We start from the raw sequence: 19,497 nt of genomic DNA, 5'->3' as shown, positions 1-19,497 counted from the left end.
CTGAGACGTCAACACTATCCCAAACATATCTTCTTGGAGACCGCTATGAAAGTCGTTCTCTTTGCGGGAGGGCTTGGCTCGCGCCTGGCCGAGGAAACCACGCGTATTCCCAAGCCGATGGTCGAGATTGGTGGCAAACCCATCATTCTTCACGTCATGGACATTTACAGCCACTGGGGGCACCGCGACTTTGTCGTTGCCGGCGGCTATAAGTGCATGTCGATCAAGAGCTTCTTCCATAACTTCCATCTGTCGACCGCAGACTTTACCGTCGCGCTGGGAAGCGGCTCGATGGTGCTGCACCCCAATCATCCGCTCGACTGGAATGTCTCTGTCGTGGACACCGGCCTGTCGACGATGACCGGAGGGCGGCTCCTGCGCCTTCGCGAGTGGCTCGACAACGAGCCATTCATGGTGACCTATTCGGACGGCGTCGGAAACATCGACATCGAGGCGCTGCTGGCGTTTCACCGCTCGCACGGGCGCCTTGCGACGGTCACCGCCGTGCAGCCACCGGCCCGTTTCGGCAACCTCGAGATCGAAGGCGACCAGGTCGTCGAGTTCACCGAGAAGGTGCAGAAGAAGGAAACCTGGATCAACGGCGGCTTCTTCGTCTTTGAACCCGGCGTCCTCGACTACATTCCGAGCCTTTCCGAACCGCTCGAAATGTCGCCGCTGACCAATCTCGCCAGGGACGGTCAACTGTTTGCCTACAAGCATCACGGCTTCTGGCATCCGATGGACACGATCCGCGATCGCGATTACCTGAACGGGCTGTGCGAAAGCGAAGATCCGCCGTGGCTGCACTTTGAACGCGATCACCTGTCCGCCGCGGCAGCCGCACCCTCCACCCATCACGTACGGATGTAGGACATGGCTTTGATCACCAGCGAGGTCGACCTTGCCGAGGCGTTCCGCGGTCGAAAGATCCTGATCACGGGACACACCGGTTTCAAGGGAGGCTGGCTCTCGCTCTGGCTAAGGCGACTGGGTGCATCGGTGGTCGGCCTCTCGCTGCCACCGTCGACACCGTCCTTCTACCTGGCGACCGGCCTCGGCGACGTTATCGACGGCCATGAGGGCGACATCCGGTCTGCCGCCGACGTTGCGCGGGCAATCGACGGACAGGATTTCGATCTCGTCATTCACATGGCCGCGCAGGCCGTGGTTCGCGCCTCCTTCGAGAACCCGGCTGACACCTATGCGACCAATGTCGTCGGCACCGCGATCGTGCTCGATGCGGCAAGGCGCATGAAATCCCTGAAGGGCGTGATCGTCGTCACCAGCGACAAGTGCTACGAGAACCGCGAATGGGTCTGGGGCTATCGGGAAAACGACCCGATGGGCGGGCGCGATCCCTACAGCTCGTCGAAAGGCTGCGCTGAACTCGTCGCAGCGGCCTATCGATCCTCGTTCTTCAATGACCCCAACGGGCCGCAGCTCGTCAGCGTGCGCGCCGGCAACGTCATCGGCGGCGGCGACTGGGGTGCCGACAGGCTCGTGCCCGATCTGGTCCGGTCGGTGGAAGGCGGCAGCCCCGCGCGGCTGCGCAATCCCTCGAGCATCCGGCCGTGGCAGCATGTCTTCGAACCGCTTCGCGGTTACATGATGCTGGCGGCGCACCTGCTTCACGGCAGAACGCGCTTTGCCGGCGGCTGGAATTTCGGCCCCGACCAGGAAGCGACCGTCAATGTCGGAACGCTTGCCGACATGGTCGTCGCCCAATGGGGTGACGCGCCGCCGAAATACATCGTCGAGCCGCAGGTAAACGCGCCGGTGGAATCGACCATTCTGCGCCTCGACAGCACCAAGGCCCGCACGGAACTCGGCTGGAAGCCGGTGCTGCGCCTGCGCGACACCGTGGCCATGACTGTCGCCTGGTACCGCAAGTACCGGGAGGATCCGAGAAACATCCGGTCGTTCTCGGAGCATCAGATCGAGCAATACGCCGGCGCCTGGAAACAGGAAGTCGAACACGAAGCAAGACCATTGCCATTGCGCGACATCGGAGATTGGAAAGATGCGAGTTAATTACGGACAGTCCGTTTACGGTCAGGAAGAGATCGATGCCGTTGTGGCAGTCCTGCGCTCATCGACACAGATGGGCAAGGCCGTCAGGACGATGCAGGAACGTGTCGCGACCCTCTTTGCGAAACGGCACGGCATCATGGTGAACTCCGGTTCGTCCGCGAACCATCTCGCCATCGAAATCGCCGACCTCCCGAAGGGATCCGAGGTCATCACGCCCGCATTGACCTTTGCGACGACCGTCGCCCCGATCGTGCGCGCCGGTCTTATCCCGGCATTCGTCGACGTCGTCGAAGGCACCTACAATATCGACGTCGATGCGATCGAGCGGATGATTACCAGGAAGACGAAGGCGGTGATGATCCCGTCTCTGATCGGCAACCTGCCCGATTGGGATCGCATTCGCGAAATCGCCGACGCGCACAAGCTGCTGGTGATCGAAGACAGCGCCGACACGCTGGGCGCGACGATCAGGGACAGCAGCACCGGCGCGCGTTCCGATATCAGCACGACCAGCTTCTACGGCTCGCATGTCATTACCGCGGCGGGCAACGGCGGCATGGTCTGCGTCAACGACGACGAGCTGGCGCGCAAGGCGATGCTCTATCGCTCCTGGGGCCGCACATCCTCGCTCTTTGTCGAATCCGAGACCATCGAGAACCGGTTCAACATCGATCTCGACGGCTTCGACTATGACGCCAAGTTCGTGTTCGAGGTGCTGGGCTTCAACATTGAACCGTCCGAAATGGGCGCAGCGTTCGGGCTTGTCCAGCTCGATCGGCTGCAGCAGAACATCGACGCGCGCGAGCGCAACTTCGCCAAGCAGCGCGCCTTCTTCGAGACCTACGAGGACTGGTTCGTCCTGCCGGAGCAACTTCCGCTTTCGCGAACCGGGTGGCTGGCCTACCCGATGACCGTGCGCGCCGATGCGCCGTTCACCCGCCGGGAGATGCAGATCTTCCTGGAACAGCGCGACATCCAGACCCGTCCGGTGTTTACCGGAAACATCCTGCGCCAACCGGCGATGAGCGGCGTTCATAGCAAGGTCGAGCCGCGCGGCTATCCGGTCGCCGACGACGTGATGCGTGGCGGCATTCTGCTTGCCTGCCACCACGGCCTGACGCAGGCGCACCTGGACCATATCCACCAGTCCTTCCGTGATTTCGCCCAGCGGTATGCAAGCTCCGGCGCCACGAAGCGCCGGGATCATCAGCCGGCCTCGTTCTTCTGAGCGAACACGAAACGCGCTTCCCCCGGCCAAGGGGAGGCGCGTCAGACGGATCTTCGGTCCTCGGCGGTCACGCGTAGATGAGAAGAGGCGCATGTCGAGAATATTGATAACCGGTGCCGCTGGCTTCATTGGTTCGCATCTGACGCGGACCTGCCTCGACGCGCGCCATGAAGTACATGTGGTGGTGCGGCCCGGCTCGGAAGACAGCCGGCTCGAGGCAGTCGACGGTGCGTTCATCCGGCACAATTTCGACCTTCAGTCCGACGATGCCATGCGGCGTTGCCTGCAGGAGGTCGAGCCGGAAATCGTCTTTCATCTCGCCGCCCGCACGCGCCGACGCGAAGAGGCGGAGCTCAACGATGCCAAGGCGGGCATCCGCGAACACCTCAACGCATTGCTCGGTCTGCTCGGCGCGGCAAGTGCGCTGCGCCACCCGCCGCGAAAGATCATCCGAACCGGATCGCTTGCCGAATATGGTGCGACACCCGCCCCCTATGAAGAAGACAGCCGCGAGATCCCGGTAAATGCCTATGGGGCCGAGCTGACGGCCGCGACCCATTTCATCGGCGGGTTGCAGGCACGCCTGCCATTCCCGGTGATCACCGCGCGGCTGGCACTTGTCTTTGGCCCGAGGCAATCGACCGAGTTCATGATCCCGTCCTTCATCGAGCGTTGCCTTGCCGGCCAGCGCTGCCTCGTCCGCCATCCCAGCGACCGGCGCGACCTGCTCTATGTCGACGACGTCGTCGAAGCGCTGCTGCGGATTGCCGATGCGCCGGTCAGCACCCGGCTCGTCAATGTCGCAACCGGCATCGCCCCACCGATGCGCGAGGTCGCGCGCCTCATCGTCGAACAAACGGGCGCCGATCCCGCCCTCATCGAATACGGCTCGGCCACCTCGACAGGGGGCATCCGCGATTTCCGGGCAGCACCGGGGCGCGCCAAGGATCTGTTCGGGTGGAGCGCCCGCATACCGTTTGCGGAGGGACTGGCCCGCACCATCGCATGGCACCGAGCCGTCGTGCCTCCGGCCTCGACCGACGGCCACGCTACGCGCAAGACCGTTTGAGGGTGGTGACAACGAGATGAAAAAGAGACAGAAAATCTCGATCCTGGTACCGGCCTATAACGAGGAGGCCAACGTCCGGCGCGCCCACGAGGCGATCGTCGACATGTTCCGCAGCTTGCCTGAATACGACCGCGAAATCATCTTCACGGACAACCACTCCACCGACAAAACCTTCGAGATCCTGACGGAGATCGCGAGCGAGGATCCGAGCGTTCGGGTGATCCGCTTCAGCCGCAACATCGGCTATCAGCGCTCGTTGCTCGTGGCCTACAAGGCGGCGACCGGCGATTGCTCGGTGCAGATCGACTGCGACCTGCAGGATCCGCCGCACCTGATACCCGGTATGATCGATCTCTGGCTAAAGGGGCACCAAGTGGTCTACGGCATTCGCCGAACGCTCACCGACGGCTGGCTGACAACCCATATCCGCCGGGCCTTCTACTGGTGCATCAATGCACTCAGCGAGGACGATCTGCCGCTCAACGCCGGCGAATTCAGGCTCGTCGACCGGTGCATCCTCGACGAACTGCGCAAGGTTGACGACACGTCTCCCTATCTGCGTGGCCTCATCAGCGCCATGGGGTTTTCGCAGGTCGGATTCGAATACGACCGTCAGGCCCGTGTAGCCGGCGAAAGCAAGTTCCCGTTCAAAGCGATGCTCTCGCTTGCCGTCGATGGCATTCTCAACCATTCGCTGACGCCGCTGCGGCTCGCCTCGATGGCGAGCCTGGTGATGGGCACTGCCACGCTGCTGCTTCTGTTCGGCTACCTCGTCGGCAAGCTTCTGTTCGGGCAGGACTGGCCCGCCGGCTTCGCGACGACCACAATGCTGCTTTTGCTCTCCATCACGCTCAACGCGATCTTCCTTGGTATCATGGGCGAGTATGTGGGCCGCATCTTCATGCAATCGAAGCACCGGCCCGCCCCGATCATCGAAGCTTCAATCAACAATGACGAACACCGGCGGCCGACGCCGGCGATGCCGGATTGGAGGCGCGGCGATGTCGCTGCCGACAACAAAAGACGCTAGCTCCCGGCAGGGTGCCGGCGAAACGCTTGCCCGGTTTGCGGCGGTGGGCGCCGTGACGACCCTGCTCGACATGGCTCTGTTCAACACGTTCTATTTCGCGGGGGCGCCGCCAACGCCGTCGAACCTCGTTTCCTATTCCTGCGGCATCGCGGTCAGCTACATGCTCAATCGCGCCTGGACTTTCCGCGCCGCCCATAGCCACGTGCAAGCGGTGAAGTTCGTCGCCGCCACCCTGACGGGTCTGTTGATATCGACGGCGATCGTCGCGGGCCTTGCCCTTCTGATCCCGGCACCGGTCGCCAAGGTGATCAGCGTTCCGATCGTCTTTGTCTGGAATTATCTGGCGTCGCGACTTTGGGTCTTTCGCGGCTCAGAGGCGCCAAGTACAGGAACAAGAAATAACGCGTAAATCAGCAAGTATTATTTACGGTTACAGTTCTTTAAAACATGATTTTCTACTGAAAACGAAGATAGAATTTCGAGATATATGAATTTTTTATTTTGCAGTTTTGGAGTATTCGCCCGATGTCCTTAACTCATTTGCAGCGCCTGGAAGCCGAGGCGATCCACATATTCAGAGAGGTCGCCGCGACCTTCGCGAAGCCGGTCATGCTCTATTCGGTGGGCAAGGACTCCTCCGTCATGCTGCATCTGGCGATGAAGGCATTTTATCCCGGCAAGCCGCCCTTCCCCTTCCTCCACGTCGACACCACCTGGAAATTCCGCGAGATGATCGAGTTTCGCGACCGCACTGCGGCCGAACTTGGCATTGACCTGCTTGTTCATATCAATCGCGAGGGCGTCGAGCAGAAGATCAACCCCTTCACCCACGGCTCCAACGTACATACGCATGTGATGAAGACGATTGCGCTACGTCAGGCGCTCGACAAATACGGCTTCGATGCGGCCTTCGGGGGCGCGCGGCGGGACGAGGAAAAGAGCAGGGCAAAGGAGCGCATCTTCTCCTTCCGCAACGCCCAGCACGCCTGGGATCCGAAGAATCAGCGGCCCGAACTCTGGAAGAGCTACAACACGCGCGTCGGCCCATCCGAATCCATTCGCGTCTTTCCCCTGTCCAACTGGACGGAACTCGACATCTGGCAATACATCCTCAAGGAAAACATCCCGATCGTACCGCTCTACTTCGCCGCACGCCGGCCGGTCGTCGAGCGGGACGGCATGCTGATCATGGTGGATGACGAACGCATGCCGCTCCACGCGGACGAGAAGGTCGAGCAGCGCCTGGTGCGGTTTCGCACGCTCGGCTGCTACCCGCTCACCGCTGCAATCGAATCCAACGCCACGACACTCCAGGACATCGTCCGCGAAATGCTGACCGCCCGCACGTCGGAAAGGCACGGCCGCCTGATCGACGCGGACGAAACCGCATCGATGGAGAAGAAGAAGCGGGAGGGGTACTTCTAATGACCGCCAGCATTCCCGCAACACCGGGCAGCGTGCTCGAATATCTGGCCAAGCAGGAGAAGAAATCGCTTCTGCGGTTCATGACCTGTGGTTCGGTCGACGACGGCAAGTCGACGCTGATCGGCCGGCTGCTTTACGATAGCAAGCTGCTCTTCGACGACCAGCTTGCAGCACTCAAGCGCGAGACCAAACGCAACAGCACAAACCACGGCGACATCGATTTCGCGCTCCTGATCGACGGCCTGGAGGCTGAAAGAGAACAGGGCATCACCATCGATGTTGCCTATCGCTTCTTCGCCACCTCGCGCCGCAAGTTCATCGTGGCCGACGCGCCAGGGCACGAGGAATATACCCGCAACATGGTCACGGCGGCGTCCACGGCGGCCCTTGCCGTCGTGCTCGTCGACAGCCGCAAGGGTATTCTTCGGCAGACGCGGCGCCACTCCTTCATCGCGTCCCTGCTCGGGGTGCGCCACGTCGTTCTCGCCGTCAACAAGATCGACCTCGTCGGTTTTGACCGCAGGGTCTTCGACACGATCGTCGCCGACTACAGGGCCTTTGCCGAGAACCTCGGCTTCTCGACGATCACGCCGATCCCGATTTCGGCGCGCTTTGGCGACAACATGACGGGGCGTTCGCCGAACATGCCCTGGTATGGCGGTCCAACATTGCTGGAGCATCTCGAGACGGTGCCGATCGAGGAAGAGGCAGCCGAAGCGGAATTCCGTTTCCCGGTCCAACTTGTCCTTCGCCCAAATCTCGACTTTCGCGGCTTTGCCGGCCAGGTGGCATCGGGCAGCATTGCTGTCGGCGATCCGGTCGCGGTGGCAAAATCCGGCCAACTCTCCAGGGTCAAGGAAATCGTCACTTATGACGGAAAGCTTGCGCGCGCGGTCGAGGGCCAGTCTGTCACGCTCGTGTTGGAGGACGAACTTGATATCTCGCGCGGCAACATGCTCGTGCCCCCGGAAGACCGGCCGCATGTCGCCGATCAGTTCATGGCGCACGTGATCTGGCTTCACCCGGATGCGATGCTTCCCGGACGCAGCTACATCCTGCGCACGGAGGTCGACAGCGTCAGCGCGACCATTACCAGCCTCAAACACCAGATCGACGTCAACACTTTTGCCGAGGAAGCGGCAAAATCGCTGCGCATGAACGAGATCGGCGTCTGCAATCTTTCTACCCAGGCGCCGATCGTCTTCGACAGCTACAAGGACAATCGGACCACCGGCAACTTCGTGCTGATCGACCGCTTCACCAACGCCACGGTCGGCGCCGGCATGATCGACTTTCCGCTCCGTCGCGCGCTCAACGTGCATTGGCAGGCCCTCGACATCAACAAGAAGGCCCGTTCCGCGCTCAATCATCAGACGCCGCGCGTGCTGTGGTTCACGGGTTTCTCCGGCTCGGGGAAATCGACGATCGCCAACACTGTCGAGAAAATGCTGCACGCCCAGGGCAAGCACACGTTCCTGCTTGACGGCGACAATGTCCGTCACGGCCTCAACCGCGATCTCGGCTTCACCGAAGAAGACCGCGTCGAGAACATCAGACGCGTGGCCGAAGTCGCGAAACTCATGACCGAAGCGGGCCTGATCGTGCTCGTGTCGTTCATCTCGCCGTTCCGCTCGGAGCGCCGCATGGCCCGCGAATTGTTCGGCCCGGGCGAATTCATCGAGATTTTCGTCGACACCCCGATCGAGGAATGCGCGCGCCGCGATCCCAAGGGCCTCTACAAGAAGGCGCTCGCCGGCGAGATCAGCAACTTCACCGGCATCAGTTCGCCTTACGAGCGCCCGGAGACGCCGGAAATCCACCTGCTCACCTTGGGCCGCGAAGTCACGGCGCTTGCAGGCGAAATCGAGGCCTATCTCGACAATCAATAAGCGCCAGTTCGGCGCAGCAGACGACGCCGCCAGCGGCAGTACGGAGAGAGACGATGATCGATACGCTCACGGCCGCAGCGATAGAGGCTGGCAAGGCCATTCTCGACGTCTACGCGCGTGATATCACGGTCGATGAAAAGGCCGATTGTTCGCCGGTCACCGAAGCCGACCGATGTGCCGAAGAGATCATCCTTGCCATTCTGGCTCGAACTTTCCCTGATATCCCGGTGGTCGCCGAGGAAGCCGTCGCGGCAGGCGCCGTTCCCGAAATCGAGGGCCAGCGCTTCTTCCTCGTCGACCCGCTCGACGGCACCAAGGAATTCATCAATCGACGAAGCGATTTCACCGTCAACATCGCCTTGATCAGCGACGGCGAGCCGGTGGCGGGCGTCGTCTTTGCGCCCGCCCGGCTCGTCGGCTATGTCGCCGAAGGGGGACGGGCGACGAAGTTTCAGGTGACCGCCGACTTTGCCGTCACCGAGACCACGGAAATACGGTGTCGAGAACGGCCTGAAAATCTGACCGCGGTTGCCAGCCGTTCGCACAGCGATGCCGAAACGGCGGATTTTCTGGAGCGGAACGCAATCCGCGACTGCACGTCGATCGGCTCGTCGCTCAAATTCTGCCTGCTGGCCGAGGGGCTCGCCGATGTCTATCCCCGTTTCGGGCGCACGATGGAATGGGACACAGCCGCCGGCGACGCCGTGCTGCGCGCTGCCGGCGGGCGCGTCACGACGCTTGACGGGCAACCGTTCCGCTACGGGAAGCGACGCCAGGCAAATGATTGCGATTTTGCCAATCCCGGCTTCATCGGCTGGGGGCGTGATTGCGGGCCGGAGGTTCGCGAAAAGGAAGCGGACTAAAAGGAAAAAGGCTAGAGTGCCTGAAAACGAGGTTCAAACGCACGGCCTCGTGTCGGTTGAAGGTGACGGCATGCCATGAACATGTTCAACCATACCCTTTCGGCCGGACTGAGTGCTCGTCGCGAAGCCGCGCGCCGCGATGCGCCTGGCATCGTGCTCACCAAAAAGATCGAGTTCCTGCTGCTGGTCGGCGCCGTCTTCTTCTGCTCGATGAACTATTTTCGCTATGGCGATACGAACTTCACCGTCGCCGATTTCCTCGCCTTGCTTTGCTTCTGCTTTGCGCTGCTCAACCGCAACATCGATTTTCAGCTGTTCGGGCGTGTCAGCAGCGGATTGTGGTGGCTGGGACTGACAATGCTGGTCTCCGGCCTGCTGGTAAGCAGCATTGCAGGCCCGGACCCGATGCGCGGCATCGTCGTCGTCACCCAGTATCTCTACGCCTATCTCTTCGTAGTGCTGTTGTTCAGCGGTCGTACGCTCGATCAGCTCGTGCTGCTCGCGAAGACCTATGTGTTCTCAATCCTCGTCCTGTGTTTCCAGGGCATCTATCTCATCCATATTGATGGCCGCACGAACACGAACTTCGTCAGCGGCAACGGCCGCTTCAGCGGCCTGATGGAGCGTGAAAACGAGTGCGCGGCGGTGATAGCGCTCGCGGTCCCAATCCTGCTTGTGTTGATGACGACGAAGCGGATCAACCGCATCTATGCTGTCTTTGCCCTATTGATTCTGATTTACGGGATCCTGCTGACCGGCTCCAACACCGGCCTCATCGCTCTCGTCTTCGGCATGAGCGTATTTGCCGTCATCGGCGTCAACTGGAAGCGGCTTATCGTCAACGTCGCCCTTTTGGCCGGCATGGTTCTCGCGGTCTTCACATCCGCCCGTGACTATCTTCCAGCCGCGTTCCAAAAGCGCGTGCTCGGAGCGCTCGAAAGCGGCGATATCGGCCAGGCCGGCACATTCGATCATCGCGTCGAGCTGATCTATGAAGCGATGAACATGACCGACAGCACCTTGCTGCTCGGAGTCGGCGCGGACCAGTACCGGATCGCGAGCGCCATTCACCAGCCGGTTCATAATCTCTATCTGCTCTTGTGGACGGAAGGCGGCCTGGTCTCGGCGCTGGGTCTTCTGGTGATGCTGCTTTCGGCCTTCGGCCCGGCGCTGGCCGTGGCGCGGCTTCCTGGCGGGCGACCGTTTGCAGGCTGCATCGTCGCCAACGTCTCCATGCTGCTGTTGGTCGCGAATGCCGTGCCGCACGCCTATAGCCGCTTCTGGCCCTTCCCGCTCGTGCTGCCCGTGGCCCTTGCCTGCGCCTACATCGCGTTATCACGCTCGGCTAAACCGGCGGCGGACGCCTTTGCTCAGCCCGAACCGGTGCCACAACCCGAACTGCGACAGAAGGACCTTATCGCTCAGGCGCGCTCTGGCGTGCCGCGCTGAGCCGGCGTTCGCTGATCCGATCTCCGAGGATCATCACCAGAACAGTTTCGGCGATGATCTTGAGATCGACCCAGGCTGATCGGTTGGCAATGTACCAGAGATCAAGATCGAGCTTGTCGTCGTTCGAAAGAATGGCGTTGCCGCTGATCTGGGCCCAGCCGGTGAGCCCCGGCCGAACGCTGCACCGGCGAACCCCGCGCTCGCCCAGCGCGTCGATCGTCTCCGGAAGGATCGGCCGCGGGCCGATGAGGCTCATGTCGCCGATAAGGATGTTCCAGAACTCGGGCAACTCGTCCAGGCGCGTCCGGCGAAGCAGAAGCCCGAACCGTCCCGTGCGCTCGGCGTCGCTGAGGGGGCGGCCTTCGGCGTCTCGCGCATCCGACATTGACCGAAACTTCATCATGCGAAACGGACGCCGGTCGAGCCCCGCCCGGGTCTGGTAAAACAACACGGGCCGCCCAAGCCAGATGGCGACCGCAATCCCGACCACCAGCATGATCGGCAGGCTCAAGAGGCCCGCGACCAACGCAAAGACGATGTCAAAGCACCGCTTCATCTCCAACTCCCATGCACCGGTCGGCACATGGCCGGGCAACCGCGTCGCCGCTGCTCGACCGTTTCCGAAATCGCGGTTTTATGCCCGCGCTTCCATTTCAAGCACCGGCGCGCGTTGACCCAGAGCGGGAAGAGACGCTTCGGTGACGACGGCATGCAAGAAGCGGGCGGCCTTGGTCATCGCCTCTTCGCTCTGCGCCGGATCGACGAGAAGCGCGATACTGGTTTCGCCGAGCCTTCGTGCGACCGAGAGCCTCTCGGACGGCGAAAGCCCAAGATCGGTAAAGCACTTCTCCAGGTAGACCTCCGAGCAGCTTCCGGAAAAACACGGCACGCCTGCCGCGTTCATCGCCGCGACGATCCAGTCGCGGTCGTGCCCGGGCTTCAATGCCTCCGGGCGAACGAAAGCGTAGTAGCGGTAATAGGCGTGGCGATATCCCTTCGGCAACGTCGGCACGCGCAACGCCGCAAGCTCTTGGGCCACCTCGTCGAGGATCGCAGCGTTGCGAGACCTTGTCGCGTGCCATGCCGGAAGGCGCTCCAATTGCCTCGAGCCAAGAACGGCCGAAAGCGATGTCATCCGCCAGTTCGTGCCGATCGTTTCATGCAGCCAGCGGAAACCCGGCGGGTGCTCTCGCAGGAATGCTGCGTCATAGGATTTGCCGTGGTCCTTACGGCTCCAGGCCTTCTTCCACAGTGTCTCGTCGTCAAGAGCGATCAGGCCACCCTCGCCGCCGGTTGTGATGATCTTGTCCTGGCAAAAGGAGAATGCGGCGATATCGCCGAAACTTCCGACCGGCTTGCCGTCAATCTCCGCGCCGTGGGCCTGCGCGCAATCCTCGATCACCCATAGTCCCGCCTGTCTGGCAAGGGCCATGATTTCCGGCATGTCGCAGGGAAACCCGGCCAGGTGAACCGCGATGATGCCCTTTGTCCGGCTGGTGATCTTCGGTGCGATCGTTGCGGCGCTGATGTTTTGGCTATTCTCGTCGACATCGGCAAAGACGGGAACGCCGCCGCAAAACGAAACGCACGACGCCGAGGCGACGAAGCTGCGCGGTGTCACAATCACCTCGTCGCCGGGTTCGAGACCGAGCGCGAAAAGCGCCAGCTCCAGCGCAAGCGTACCGTTTGCAAGCGCGATGGCGTGCTTGCGCCCGAGTGCACGGGCATAGGCCTCCTCGAAGGCTGCGACGTGCGGCCCGGTCCAGGCATTCACCTTGCCCGACCTCAGGACCGCTGCAACATCCGCAATCTGTTCCTCGTCATATACCGGCCACGTCGCCACAGCTTGCTCCCTCGCTCGACTGAAAACTCCGGAAATATCAGATGACCTGCCGAACCATCACGAAGGCCTCGGCGGCCGACTTCAGCACGGTTGCGCCGCGCAATGTGGCGAGCGCGTTCAAGGTCTCAAGGCTGCGCTCATGCGGCGCCGCCCGAACCTGGGACTTGAACGCCTTCATCGCCGCAAGCTTTCGATCGATATGGTCGCTGATGTCGACAAACACATTCGGTGCGAAGCCCGGCGTCACATAAGGCGCGTTCCAGTTTGTCTCCGAAAGCGTCTCGTAAGCCAGGATCACCTTGGGATAGCCGGGCTGATGCGGTCTTGCGGCCACCATCGACGACAGGAAGATCAACTGATGGTCGATATGCATGTCACCGACAAAGGGGATGATCAGCGTCTGCGGCGCGATGGAGCGCACCAGCTCGAACAGCGCGGCGTTAAGCGCCGAATGGGAGGTTTCGGAAAGGGCTGCGGCGGGAAAGCCCAGCCAGCGCGTTTCCTTGACACCGAGAATCCGATGCGCCTCATGGGCTTCGGCCTGAACGGCTTCCACCGAGGCGCGATCATAGGCCGGTGGTTTTCCCTCCGTGACAACAGCCACGAAGACGTCGCTTCCTTGCGCCGCCAGCCGCGCCATCGTCCCGCCGGCACCCAGAACCTCGTCGTCGGGATGTGGCGCGATGACCAGCGTTCGTCCGAGCGTTTCCATCAGGCTCATCTTGCCGCCCTCACCAACACGCCGATCGCCACCGATTTCAGAACCGTTTCCCGACGATGACGGTCATCCTCGTCGTCAAAGCCCGACGTCAGCCCACATGCAAACTCGCCCCTCACGCAACTCTCCATCTATGCACGGCCGAAGCCCCTATTATTCCGAAGTTACAGGCCGGCAATCGATACGAAGATGACATCGCCAGGCAGCACCGCGGTAACGTTCGTAGCCTCGATGCTCTGCCTGCTTTTCGCCTCGCCGCGACCGGTCTCCCGGTCGATCTTGTAGAGAAACGATACCTGTTCCTGCTTGCTCGAATCGACCGCCGCAGCAGCCATCAGGACCATCTGCTCCTTGGTTGTCTGACGCTGCGTTTCGAGCTTTTTGAGCGTGGCCTCGCGCTCCTGGAGCAAGGTCAGGATCTCCTTCTCGCGGTTTGCCTTCAAGGTTTCGAGCTGTAGCTTCAGGTTCGCGAGCTCGCGGTTGGAGCGCCCGATCTCGGAGATAAGCTCCAGCAATCGCGATTTTTCGCTCGAGGTCGCCATCTTCACCCGTGAAAGCTCGGATTCCGTGTTCAGCTCCCGTTTCCTGAGCGCGAGCGTCCTCGCCTCAACCTGTTCGTTGAGCGCGACGACCTCCTCCTGCTGCTCCTTGAGCTTGTCGAGGATCGTGAGGCTCGCCTCGGTCTGCATGATGCTCTGGTTGAGGATCTCCATCTGGTTCTTTGTCGACAGCAGGTCCGTCTTCAGGATCTTCTCCTCGATCGCGACCACGGGACCGACGGAAGCTTCATCGACATACATCTTGACGCCTTCCGGAATATCCTTGAGGTCGACCTTCTCGGAACCGCGCAATTGTGCGTAAAGCCGGGCGGTGTAGATCGCCTCCCGCACGATCTCGACATCCGTTTCCTCGATCGTGCCGCGCAGCTTCGCCTGGGCGATGATGCGGTCAGCCGGATTGCTCATCGCCGTCTGCGGTCCACCGGCAAGGCCGACGGCCTGCTCGACCGTCAGTCCCGGATAATAGGCGAAGGAGCCCGGCGTGCGCACTTCGCCAAGGATCAGCACAGGTCGAACCGTTACGATGGAAAGCGACAGCTTTGGATCGGTCAGCAACTGGCGGGACAGATATTCGCTGCGCAAGGCGTCAACCGCCTCGGGAATGGTTCGCCCCTCGATCTTGAACGCGCCGATCAAGGGAAAGGCGGCTGCTCCATCGGTGCCGATCGTCAAGGGCGTCGGCAGCTCGGCATCATCCAATATGTCGAAGGACAGCACGTCCCCGACCGAAACCCGGTAGGCGGCAGGCGCCGCTTGGATCGTGGGCACGGCTGTTGCAGCGCCCGATGGGGTGGCGCTGGGCGTACTGGCGGTTGATGCGCCGGCAGCGTGAAGGGGACCCGTCAGCGACAACGTCGCCGTCGCGACGAAAGCGATATGACTGACGATGCGAAAGATTGTTTGAGCCGGAAACTTCATGCTTCCCTCTAATGAATAAATCCGAACTTCACGGTGGTTCAACCGCACCAAAAGAAGCGGAAATTAAACTCCAACAATGGATGAATTTATTTTACGAGACCTCTGTAATTTCTTTTGGTCACTATGATATGCTTCAAAAACAGGTTCCACTGCACAATTTTTAATTGCATATGGATAAGTAATTAAATTTTCCCAGAAACAGGGAAACAAATTTTCCTCGCAGTGCGAGAACACTAAAACACATATTAGCATTCTTCCATGAAACAGACGTAATTGCAACCTCGAAGCAGGATGTAATTTTGTGATATTATTGGAATCACTACTAAAAAAGACAAGAAAGTATCGTTTAGCCTGGCAAGCCGAGGCGGACCTCCACGGACGGCTCAAGAACATAGCGCACCTGCTGACCGGCAACTTCGCCAGCGCCTTCATTGGCCTCGCCGGCTTTGCCCTGACGGCGCGTGCGCTCGGCCCTGCCGACTATGGCCTCCTGGCCCTGTCCTTCGCCTACACGCGCGGCATCGAGCGCTTCGTCAGCTTCCGCTCCTGGCAGCCGCTCATCAAATACGGGGCGAAGGCCCTTCAGGTCGGCAAGACCGACGACCTCAAGGCATTGTTCAAATTCGGGCTGCTGATCGATCTCGCCACCGCCCTTGCGGGATGGGGTCTGGCGGTGCTGATCGTGCTGTTTGCAGGACCGCTTTTCGGCATTTCCGAAGAGATGAGCCGCTTCGTGCTGATCTACTGCGCGGTCCTGCCTTTCCAGGTGACCGGCATGCCGACAGCGGTGATGCGCCTTTATGGCCGCTTCAAGATTGTCGCCTATGGCCAGGTCGCCGCCAGCATCCTCAGGGCACTCCTGTGCCTTGCCGGCGTCTATCTCGGCTGGGGGCTGTTCGAGTTCATGCTTCTGTGGATGGCGTCGCAGATCTGCAGCAGCCTGAACAGGACCGCCTGGGCTTTCCGCGAGTTGCGCAAGCAGGGGCTGACTGGCGTCATGTGGGTGCCGCTCGGCGATATCCGGACCCGCTTCCCCGGTTTCTGGAGCTTCTCGCTGTGGACCAACATGGCGCTCATCATCCAAGCCTGCGCCTTCGAATTCGACACGCTTCTTGTCGGTTATCTCGCTGACCCGGGGTCAGCCGGCCTCTACCATATCGCCAAGCGGGTGGCGAAGATCGCGCAGCAGGCGGGCGAGCAGGTTCAGGCCGTGCTCTATCCGGATCTTTCGCGCGTCTGGGCAACCGAGGGGATCGACGAATTTAGGAAGACCGTCAGCCAGACAGGATGGCTGCTCTTCGCCTTCGGCGTCTGCGCCCTCGTCGGCGCGCACCTGACCATTGAATGGGTGCTGCGCGTGACGGCCGGCCCGGGTTTCGAGGCGGCCGCCTCTCTCGTCATGGTGCAGTTCGTCGCCGTCATCATGTTTCTTTGCGGCAGAACCCTCTATTCGGCCCTGCTCGCCATGGGGCACGAAAAGATCCTGCTGCAAAGCGCGCTTCTTGGGGGCGTCCTCTTCCTCTTCACGGCAGTCGTCCTCATCCCACGTGTTGGTGCCGTGGGCGCGAACGTTGCGCATATCGTAATGTCCGGCGTCTGGTTCGTGCAGATGGCGATCGCCTATCGCCGCAAGCTGGACAGCAAGCGCTGACCTCTAGCAATCGGCTTTCCGTTTGCCGGGCTCAGCGTCAGTCAGCCTGACCCGCCCCCTATCGACGCGAGCGAACTCATGTGTCGCACTGACCTTCGACGAGTTTACGCCGACCCTAGGGAACAAGAACTTTGCCAAAGCGGCTGCACCGATCGTTCGGACGCAGACGTTAGCGACGATCACCGCACACCGAAAGCTGCTTCGGCACGAAGCCAGGCCAACGCGCGCTCGAACGAGCCGGCAACGGACGCGACTGTCGAACATCAAGGCTTTCGCAGTTTGACGATGGGCCGATCAACAGACCGTCTGAGGCGACTTTGGCCGTCGGCGCTCGCCAGTTGCGAAACGCCCCTTCCCACCCGGATTGACGGCGGCGCCTACTCCGACCGGTCGCAGTAGTTCATGACGCTGCCGAGAATAACCGCGTGGTTCAGCGACAACCGTTGCTGAACATTGGCGAGCTGGCGATCCGTCGTGCCGCCCGAGCGGCAGACCAGAATGACGGAATCGACGTGCGACGCGAGCCAGATCACGCCTTCGTTTTCTTCGACGGCCGGCGCGTCGACGATGATGAGATCGTAGCTGTCGCGCAGTTCGGCACAAAGGACATCGAGGTTCATCAGGCCCGGCCGCACCGAAATGAACTCAAGGTGGGGATAGGCCGGCGACGTCGCGATCCGGCTCTTGATATCGACCTTGCCTTCGAGCGGCGCCGTGATCGCGGTATCCTTGGTGTTGGCACCGGCGATGTTCGGCGCGCTCTGCGCCGACATGTCGAGGTCGATGACGATCGGGCGCAGTCCGTCGACCTTTGCCATTGTCGCCATGCCGAGCGCGACTGTGGTCTTGCCGTCTCCGAGCGCCGGCGAGCACAACATCACCACCTTGCCGCCCGCCTCATGGTCGATCGTGAGCCAGGCCATGCATAGCGTGCGCATGGCGGTCGCCGCCGGCGACTCCGGATTGTTCAGCATGTAGTGATAAAAGGCCGACGAATTCCGCAAGCGCTTGCGCATATCGGGGACACTGGCAAGGTTCGGACGGTTGAGCAGTTGCTCGGCGTCGCGCGGCAGGTACAGCCTGCTCTCCAGCGAGTCCGAAATGATCACCCCGACGACCGCGAGCAGAACGGCCCCGATGCTGCCGGCTACGATCACCAGCGTGTTGTTCGGGAACGTCGGCTTCGTCGGCACTTCCGCATAGGACGCGATCCGTGCGGTCGGCTTGTACTCGCCTCTTTCGGGATTGAGCGCACCCAGCCTGAGCACGATCTGGTCGTAGATCGCCTGTTCCGACTGAAGGTCGCGGGCAAGTTCACGCCGACGGATTTCGGCAAGGTTGCGCCCCTGGACCTTGTCCTGCAGCGCGCTCAGTTCCGTCTGGAATTTTTCGGCGCGCACCGTTGCCACCTTGGCGTTGTTTGCCAGCTCGTGCACGAGGCGCTGCGCCTCGTTGCCGATCATGGTGCGCACGGACTCAAGCTCGTTCGTGGCGTCGAGGACCAGCGGGTGGTTCTTGCCGAACTTGGCGCCGAGCTGCGCACGCGTGCGCTCGAGCCGCGCCTCTTCACCACGCAACTGGTCAAGCTGCGTCGAGGTCAACGCACCGCCGGCCAATTCCTTCCCGTCGGAAGACACCAACTGCTTGGCCTCGTTGTATTTCGCAACCGCGCCGGCTTCCTCGACGCGCAAGGTCACATATTGCTCGTTGAGCTGCAGCATACGGGCTCTTAGAACATCATCCTGCGGATCGAAGGTCAGGTCGCTGTCGCGGGCAAAGGCGGCGATATCGCGCTCCATGCCGGCAATTCGGGTCGCGCTGTTGGCCATCTCGCCGCGCAGATACGCAACCGTGTTGTTCGTGGCCTCTTCGGTCTTTTTCGCCGTCCAGGAGAGATATTGCTCGGCGAGTGCATCGGCGATCGTGGCCGCCTTCAAGGGGTTCGATTGCACCACGCGGATCGTCAGCGCGAGGCTTTCCCCGGTACGGGTGACGACATAGGAGTTCAGCAGCGTCGAGATGGCGCGGTTGCGCTGCACATTTTCCGAGATCAGCCGCTCCTTCTGGGTGCTCTCTGCCGGCGCGCCGAAAATGAACTCGGAGATGTTGGCGAAGAACGACTGCAGGAACGTCTCGTGCTCGCTGCGGGTTTCAGGCAGGTAAGTGTTGAAATCGGGATCGTTGACCAGGTTGAGCGCATCGACGACGACGCCCACGAAGACGCGCGAGCGGATCACGTCCAGCTCCGTTTCCATCACCGACCGGTCGCGTTCGAGCTTGCGCAACTCGACCTGCGCCTCGTAGGGGCGGACGTCGTTGCGGTCGAAGACGATAGCCGAAGCTGCAGTATAGGAGCGCGGCAGCAATGCGGCCGTGAGCAGCGTCGCAAGCAACGCAAACCCCAGCAGCGAGAAGAAGATCACGCGATACCGGCGGAAAAGCTCGACCAGATCGCGGATGCCATATCCGCGTGGCGCAACACGCGCCTCCCGATACTGAACCGCAGGCATTTGGCCTCGCCCTGGAGGCGCTTCGACTTTGCGATCGATGGTCAGCATGAGAGCCCTAACATATAAATTTGATAGAAATACCTGACGTCAAAGAACTGTAGCCACGCTCACACAGAATCCGCGCGGCAAAAGGCAACGCCACGCAGGTAAATTACTGACATAGAAATAACATTCAAATTTAGAAAACTATATTATACCGCGTCCGGAAGAGCAATAGTTGGTTGCCGCCGAACCACGGAACGATTTGACCTCCATGGTTGCGACAAACATTCTCGGGCACGTCCGACAATTGCGGGCCGCCGCAGCAGAGAAA

At 61.2% G+C, this 19,497-nt stretch carries 16 protein-coding genes; 11 read left to right on the top strand and 5 right to left on the bottom strand.

Annotated elements, in window-relative coordinates; genetic code table 11:
- The first annotated feature begins 45 nt into the window (after window positions 1-45).
- The 10 genes from rfbF (at window position 46) to IB263_RS24125 (ending at window position 10,984) form a co-directional block, all read left to right on the top strand.
- Window positions 46-870 (top strand): glucose-1-phosphate cytidylyltransferase, encoded by an 825-nt coding sequence (rfbF, locus tag IB263_RS24170; RefSeq protein WP_192339749.1) that lies wholly within the window; start codon window positions 46-48, stop codon window positions 868-870.
- A gap of 3 nt (window positions 871-873) precedes the next feature.
- Entirely contained in the window at window positions 874-2,031 is a 1,158-nt protein-coding gene (rfbG, locus tag IB263_RS24165; RefSeq protein ID WP_127890623.1) for a CDP-glucose 4,6-dehydratase, read from the top strand.
- Window positions 2,021-3,259, top strand: a complete 1,239-nt coding sequence (locus tag IB263_RS24160) for a DegT/DnrJ/EryC1/StrS aminotransferase family protein (RefSeq protein ID WP_060520995.1) — start codon at window positions 2,021-2,023, stop codon at window positions 3,257-3,259. The genes rfbG and IB263_RS24160 overlap by 11 nt, the downstream gene beginning before the upstream one ends.
- Before the next feature lie 91 nt (window positions 3,260-3,350).
- Window positions 3,351-4,328 (top strand): NAD(P)-dependent oxidoreductase, encoded by a 978-nt coding sequence (locus IB263_RS24155; protein WP_060520994.1) that lies wholly within the window; start codon window positions 3,351-3,353, stop codon window positions 4,326-4,328.
- Between the two features lie 16 nt (window positions 4,329-4,344).
- Window positions 4,345-5,358 carry a glycosyltransferase family 2 protein gene (locus IB263_RS24150; RefSeq protein ID WP_060610216.1) on the top strand — a complete coding sequence of 338 codons (1,014 nt, stop codon included), beginning with the start codon at window positions 4,345-4,347 and terminating at the stop codon, window positions 5,356-5,358.
- Window positions 5,330-5,767 (top strand): GtrA family protein, encoded by a 438-nt coding sequence (locus IB263_RS24145; RefSeq protein WP_168711285.1) that lies wholly within the window; start codon window positions 5,330-5,332, stop codon window positions 5,765-5,767. Before IB263_RS24150 ends, IB263_RS24145 begins: the two co-directional genes overlap by 29 nt.
- 116 nt (window positions 5,768-5,883) lie before the next feature.
- On the top strand, window positions 5,884-6,783 hold the full coding sequence (gene cysD / locus IB263_RS24140) for a sulfate adenylyltransferase subunit CysD (RefSeq protein ID WP_034798293.1): 900 nt from the start codon (window positions 5,884-5,886) through the stop codon (window positions 6,781-6,783).
- Complete coding sequence (gene cysN / locus IB263_RS24135; protein ID WP_089045701.1) at window positions 6,783-8,672, top strand: sulfate adenylyltransferase subunit CysN; 1,890 nt, start codon at window positions 6,783-6,785, stop codon at window positions 8,670-8,672. The genes cysD and cysN overlap by 1 nt, the downstream gene beginning before the upstream one ends.
- Window positions 8,673-8,725: 53 nt before the next feature.
- Window positions 8,726-9,535: a 3'(2'),5'-bisphosphate nucleotidase CysQ gene (cysQ, locus tag IB263_RS24130; RefSeq protein ID WP_060520989.1), complete on the top strand. Its 810-nt coding sequence runs from the start codon at window positions 8,726-8,728 to the stop codon at window positions 9,533-9,535.
- A gap of 75 nt (window positions 9,536-9,610) precedes the next feature.
- On the top strand, window positions 9,611-10,984 hold the full coding sequence (locus tag IB263_RS24125) for an O-antigen ligase (RefSeq protein ID WP_089045702.1): 1,374 nt from the start codon (window positions 9,611-9,613) through the stop codon (window positions 10,982-10,984).
- Here IB263_RS24125 and IB263_RS24120 read toward each other — a convergent pair.
- From IB263_RS24120 to IB263_RS24105, 4 genes are all read right to left on the bottom strand, one after another.
- Window positions 10,950-11,540, bottom strand: coding sequence for a sugar transferase (locus tag IB263_RS24120; RefSeq protein WP_089045703.1), 591 nt, complete (start codon window positions 11,538-11,540; stop codon window positions 10,950-10,952). The two genes, IB263_RS24125 and IB263_RS24120, sit on opposite strands and share 35 nt — an antisense overlap.
- A gap of 78 nt (window positions 11,541-11,618) precedes the next feature.
- On the bottom strand, window positions 11,619-12,827 hold the full coding sequence (locus tag IB263_RS24115) for a DegT/DnrJ/EryC1/StrS aminotransferase family protein (protein WP_110819734.1): 1,209 nt from the start codon (window positions 12,825-12,827) through the stop codon (window positions 11,619-11,621).
- Between the two features lie 37 nt (window positions 12,828-12,864).
- Complete coding sequence (locus IB263_RS24110; protein WP_060539340.1) at window positions 12,865-13,548, bottom strand: PIG-L deacetylase family protein; 684 nt, start codon at window positions 13,546-13,548, stop codon at window positions 12,865-12,867.
- Between the two features lie 161 nt (window positions 13,549-13,709).
- Entirely contained in the window at window positions 13,710-15,023 is a 1,314-nt protein-coding gene (locus IB263_RS24105; protein WP_089045705.1) for a polysaccharide biosynthesis/export family protein, read from the bottom strand.
- A gap of 301 nt (window positions 15,024-15,324) precedes the next feature.
- Here IB263_RS24105 and IB263_RS24100 point away from each other — a divergent pair, with 301 nt between their 5' ends.
- The gene (locus IB263_RS24100) at window positions 15,325-16,674 is read left to right on the top strand and encodes an oligosaccharide flippase family protein (protein ID WP_309142305.1); all 1,350 of its coding nucleotides are present in this window, start codon (window positions 15,325-15,327) and stop codon (window positions 16,672-16,674) included.
- Between the two features lie 377 nt (window positions 16,675-17,051).
- Here the strand turns inward: IB263_RS24100 and IB263_RS24095 are convergent, their stop codons facing one another.
- The gene (locus tag IB263_RS24095) at window positions 17,052-19,184 is read right to left on the bottom strand and encodes an exopolysaccharide transport family protein (RefSeq protein ID WP_162727300.1); all 2,133 of its coding nucleotides are present in this window, start codon (window positions 19,182-19,184) and stop codon (window positions 17,052-17,054) included.
- Window positions 19,185-19,497 lie beyond the last annotated feature (313 nt).

The sequence above is a fragment of the Ensifer sp. ENS03 genome, assembly GCF_014852035.1.
In the GTDB taxonomy this organism is placed as follows: domain Bacteria; phylum Pseudomonadota; class Alphaproteobacteria; order Rhizobiales; family Rhizobiaceae; genus Ensifer; species Ensifer adhaerens.
This window is presented reverse-complemented; position numbering and strand designations above follow the sequence as displayed.

Excerpts from the sequence above, each read along its gene's own strand:
- rfbF (WP_192339749.1), top strand. The coding sequence starts at position 46 with ATGAAAGTCGTTCTCTTTGCGGGAGGGCTTGGCTCGCGCCTGGCCGAG.
- rfbG (WP_127890623.1), top strand. The coding sequence starts at position 874 with ATGGCTTTGATCACCAGCGAGGTCGACCTTGCCGAGGCGTTCCGCGGT.
- IB263_RS24160 (WP_060520995.1), top strand. The coding sequence starts at position 2,021 with ATGCGAGTTAATTACGGACAGTCCGTTTACGGTCAGGAAGAGATCGAT.
- IB263_RS24155 (WP_060520994.1), top strand. The coding sequence starts at position 3,351 with ATGTCGAGAATATTGATAACCGGTGCCGCTGGCTTCATTGGTTCGCAT.
- IB263_RS24150 (WP_060610216.1), top strand. The coding sequence starts at position 4,345 with ATGAAAAAGAGACAGAAAATCTCGATCCTGGTACCGGCCTATAACGAG.
- IB263_RS24145 (WP_168711285.1), top strand. The coding sequence starts at position 5,330 with ATGTCGCTGCCGACAACAAAAGACGCTAGCTCCCGGCAGGGTGCCGGC.
- cysD (WP_034798293.1), top strand. The coding sequence starts at position 5,884 with ATGTCCTTAACTCATTTGCAGCGCCTGGAAGCCGAGGCGATCCACATA.
- cysN (WP_089045701.1), top strand. The coding sequence starts at position 6,783 with ATGACCGCCAGCATTCCCGCAACACCGGGCAGCGTGCTCGAATATCTG.
- cysQ (WP_060520989.1), top strand. The coding sequence starts at position 8,726 with ATGATCGATACGCTCACGGCCGCAGCGATAGAGGCTGGCAAGGCCATT.
- IB263_RS24125 (WP_089045702.1), top strand. The coding sequence starts at position 9,611 with ATGAACATGTTCAACCATACCCTTTCGGCCGGACTGAGTGCTCGTCGC.
- IB263_RS24120 (WP_089045703.1), bottom strand. The coding sequence starts at position 11,540 with ATGAAGCGGTGCTTTGACATCGTCTTTGCGTTGGTCGCGGGCCTCTTG.
- IB263_RS24110 (WP_060539340.1), bottom strand. The coding sequence starts at position 13,548 with ATGAGCCTGATGGAAACGCTCGGACGAACGCTGGTCATCGCGCCACAT.
- IB263_RS24105 (WP_089045705.1), bottom strand. The coding sequence starts at position 15,023 with ATGAAGTTTCCGGCTCAAACAATCTTTCGCATCGTCAGTCATATCGCT.
- IB263_RS24095 (WP_162727300.1), bottom strand. The coding sequence starts at position 19,184 with ATGCCTGCGGTTCAGTATCGGGAGGCGCGTGTTGCGCCACGCGGATAT.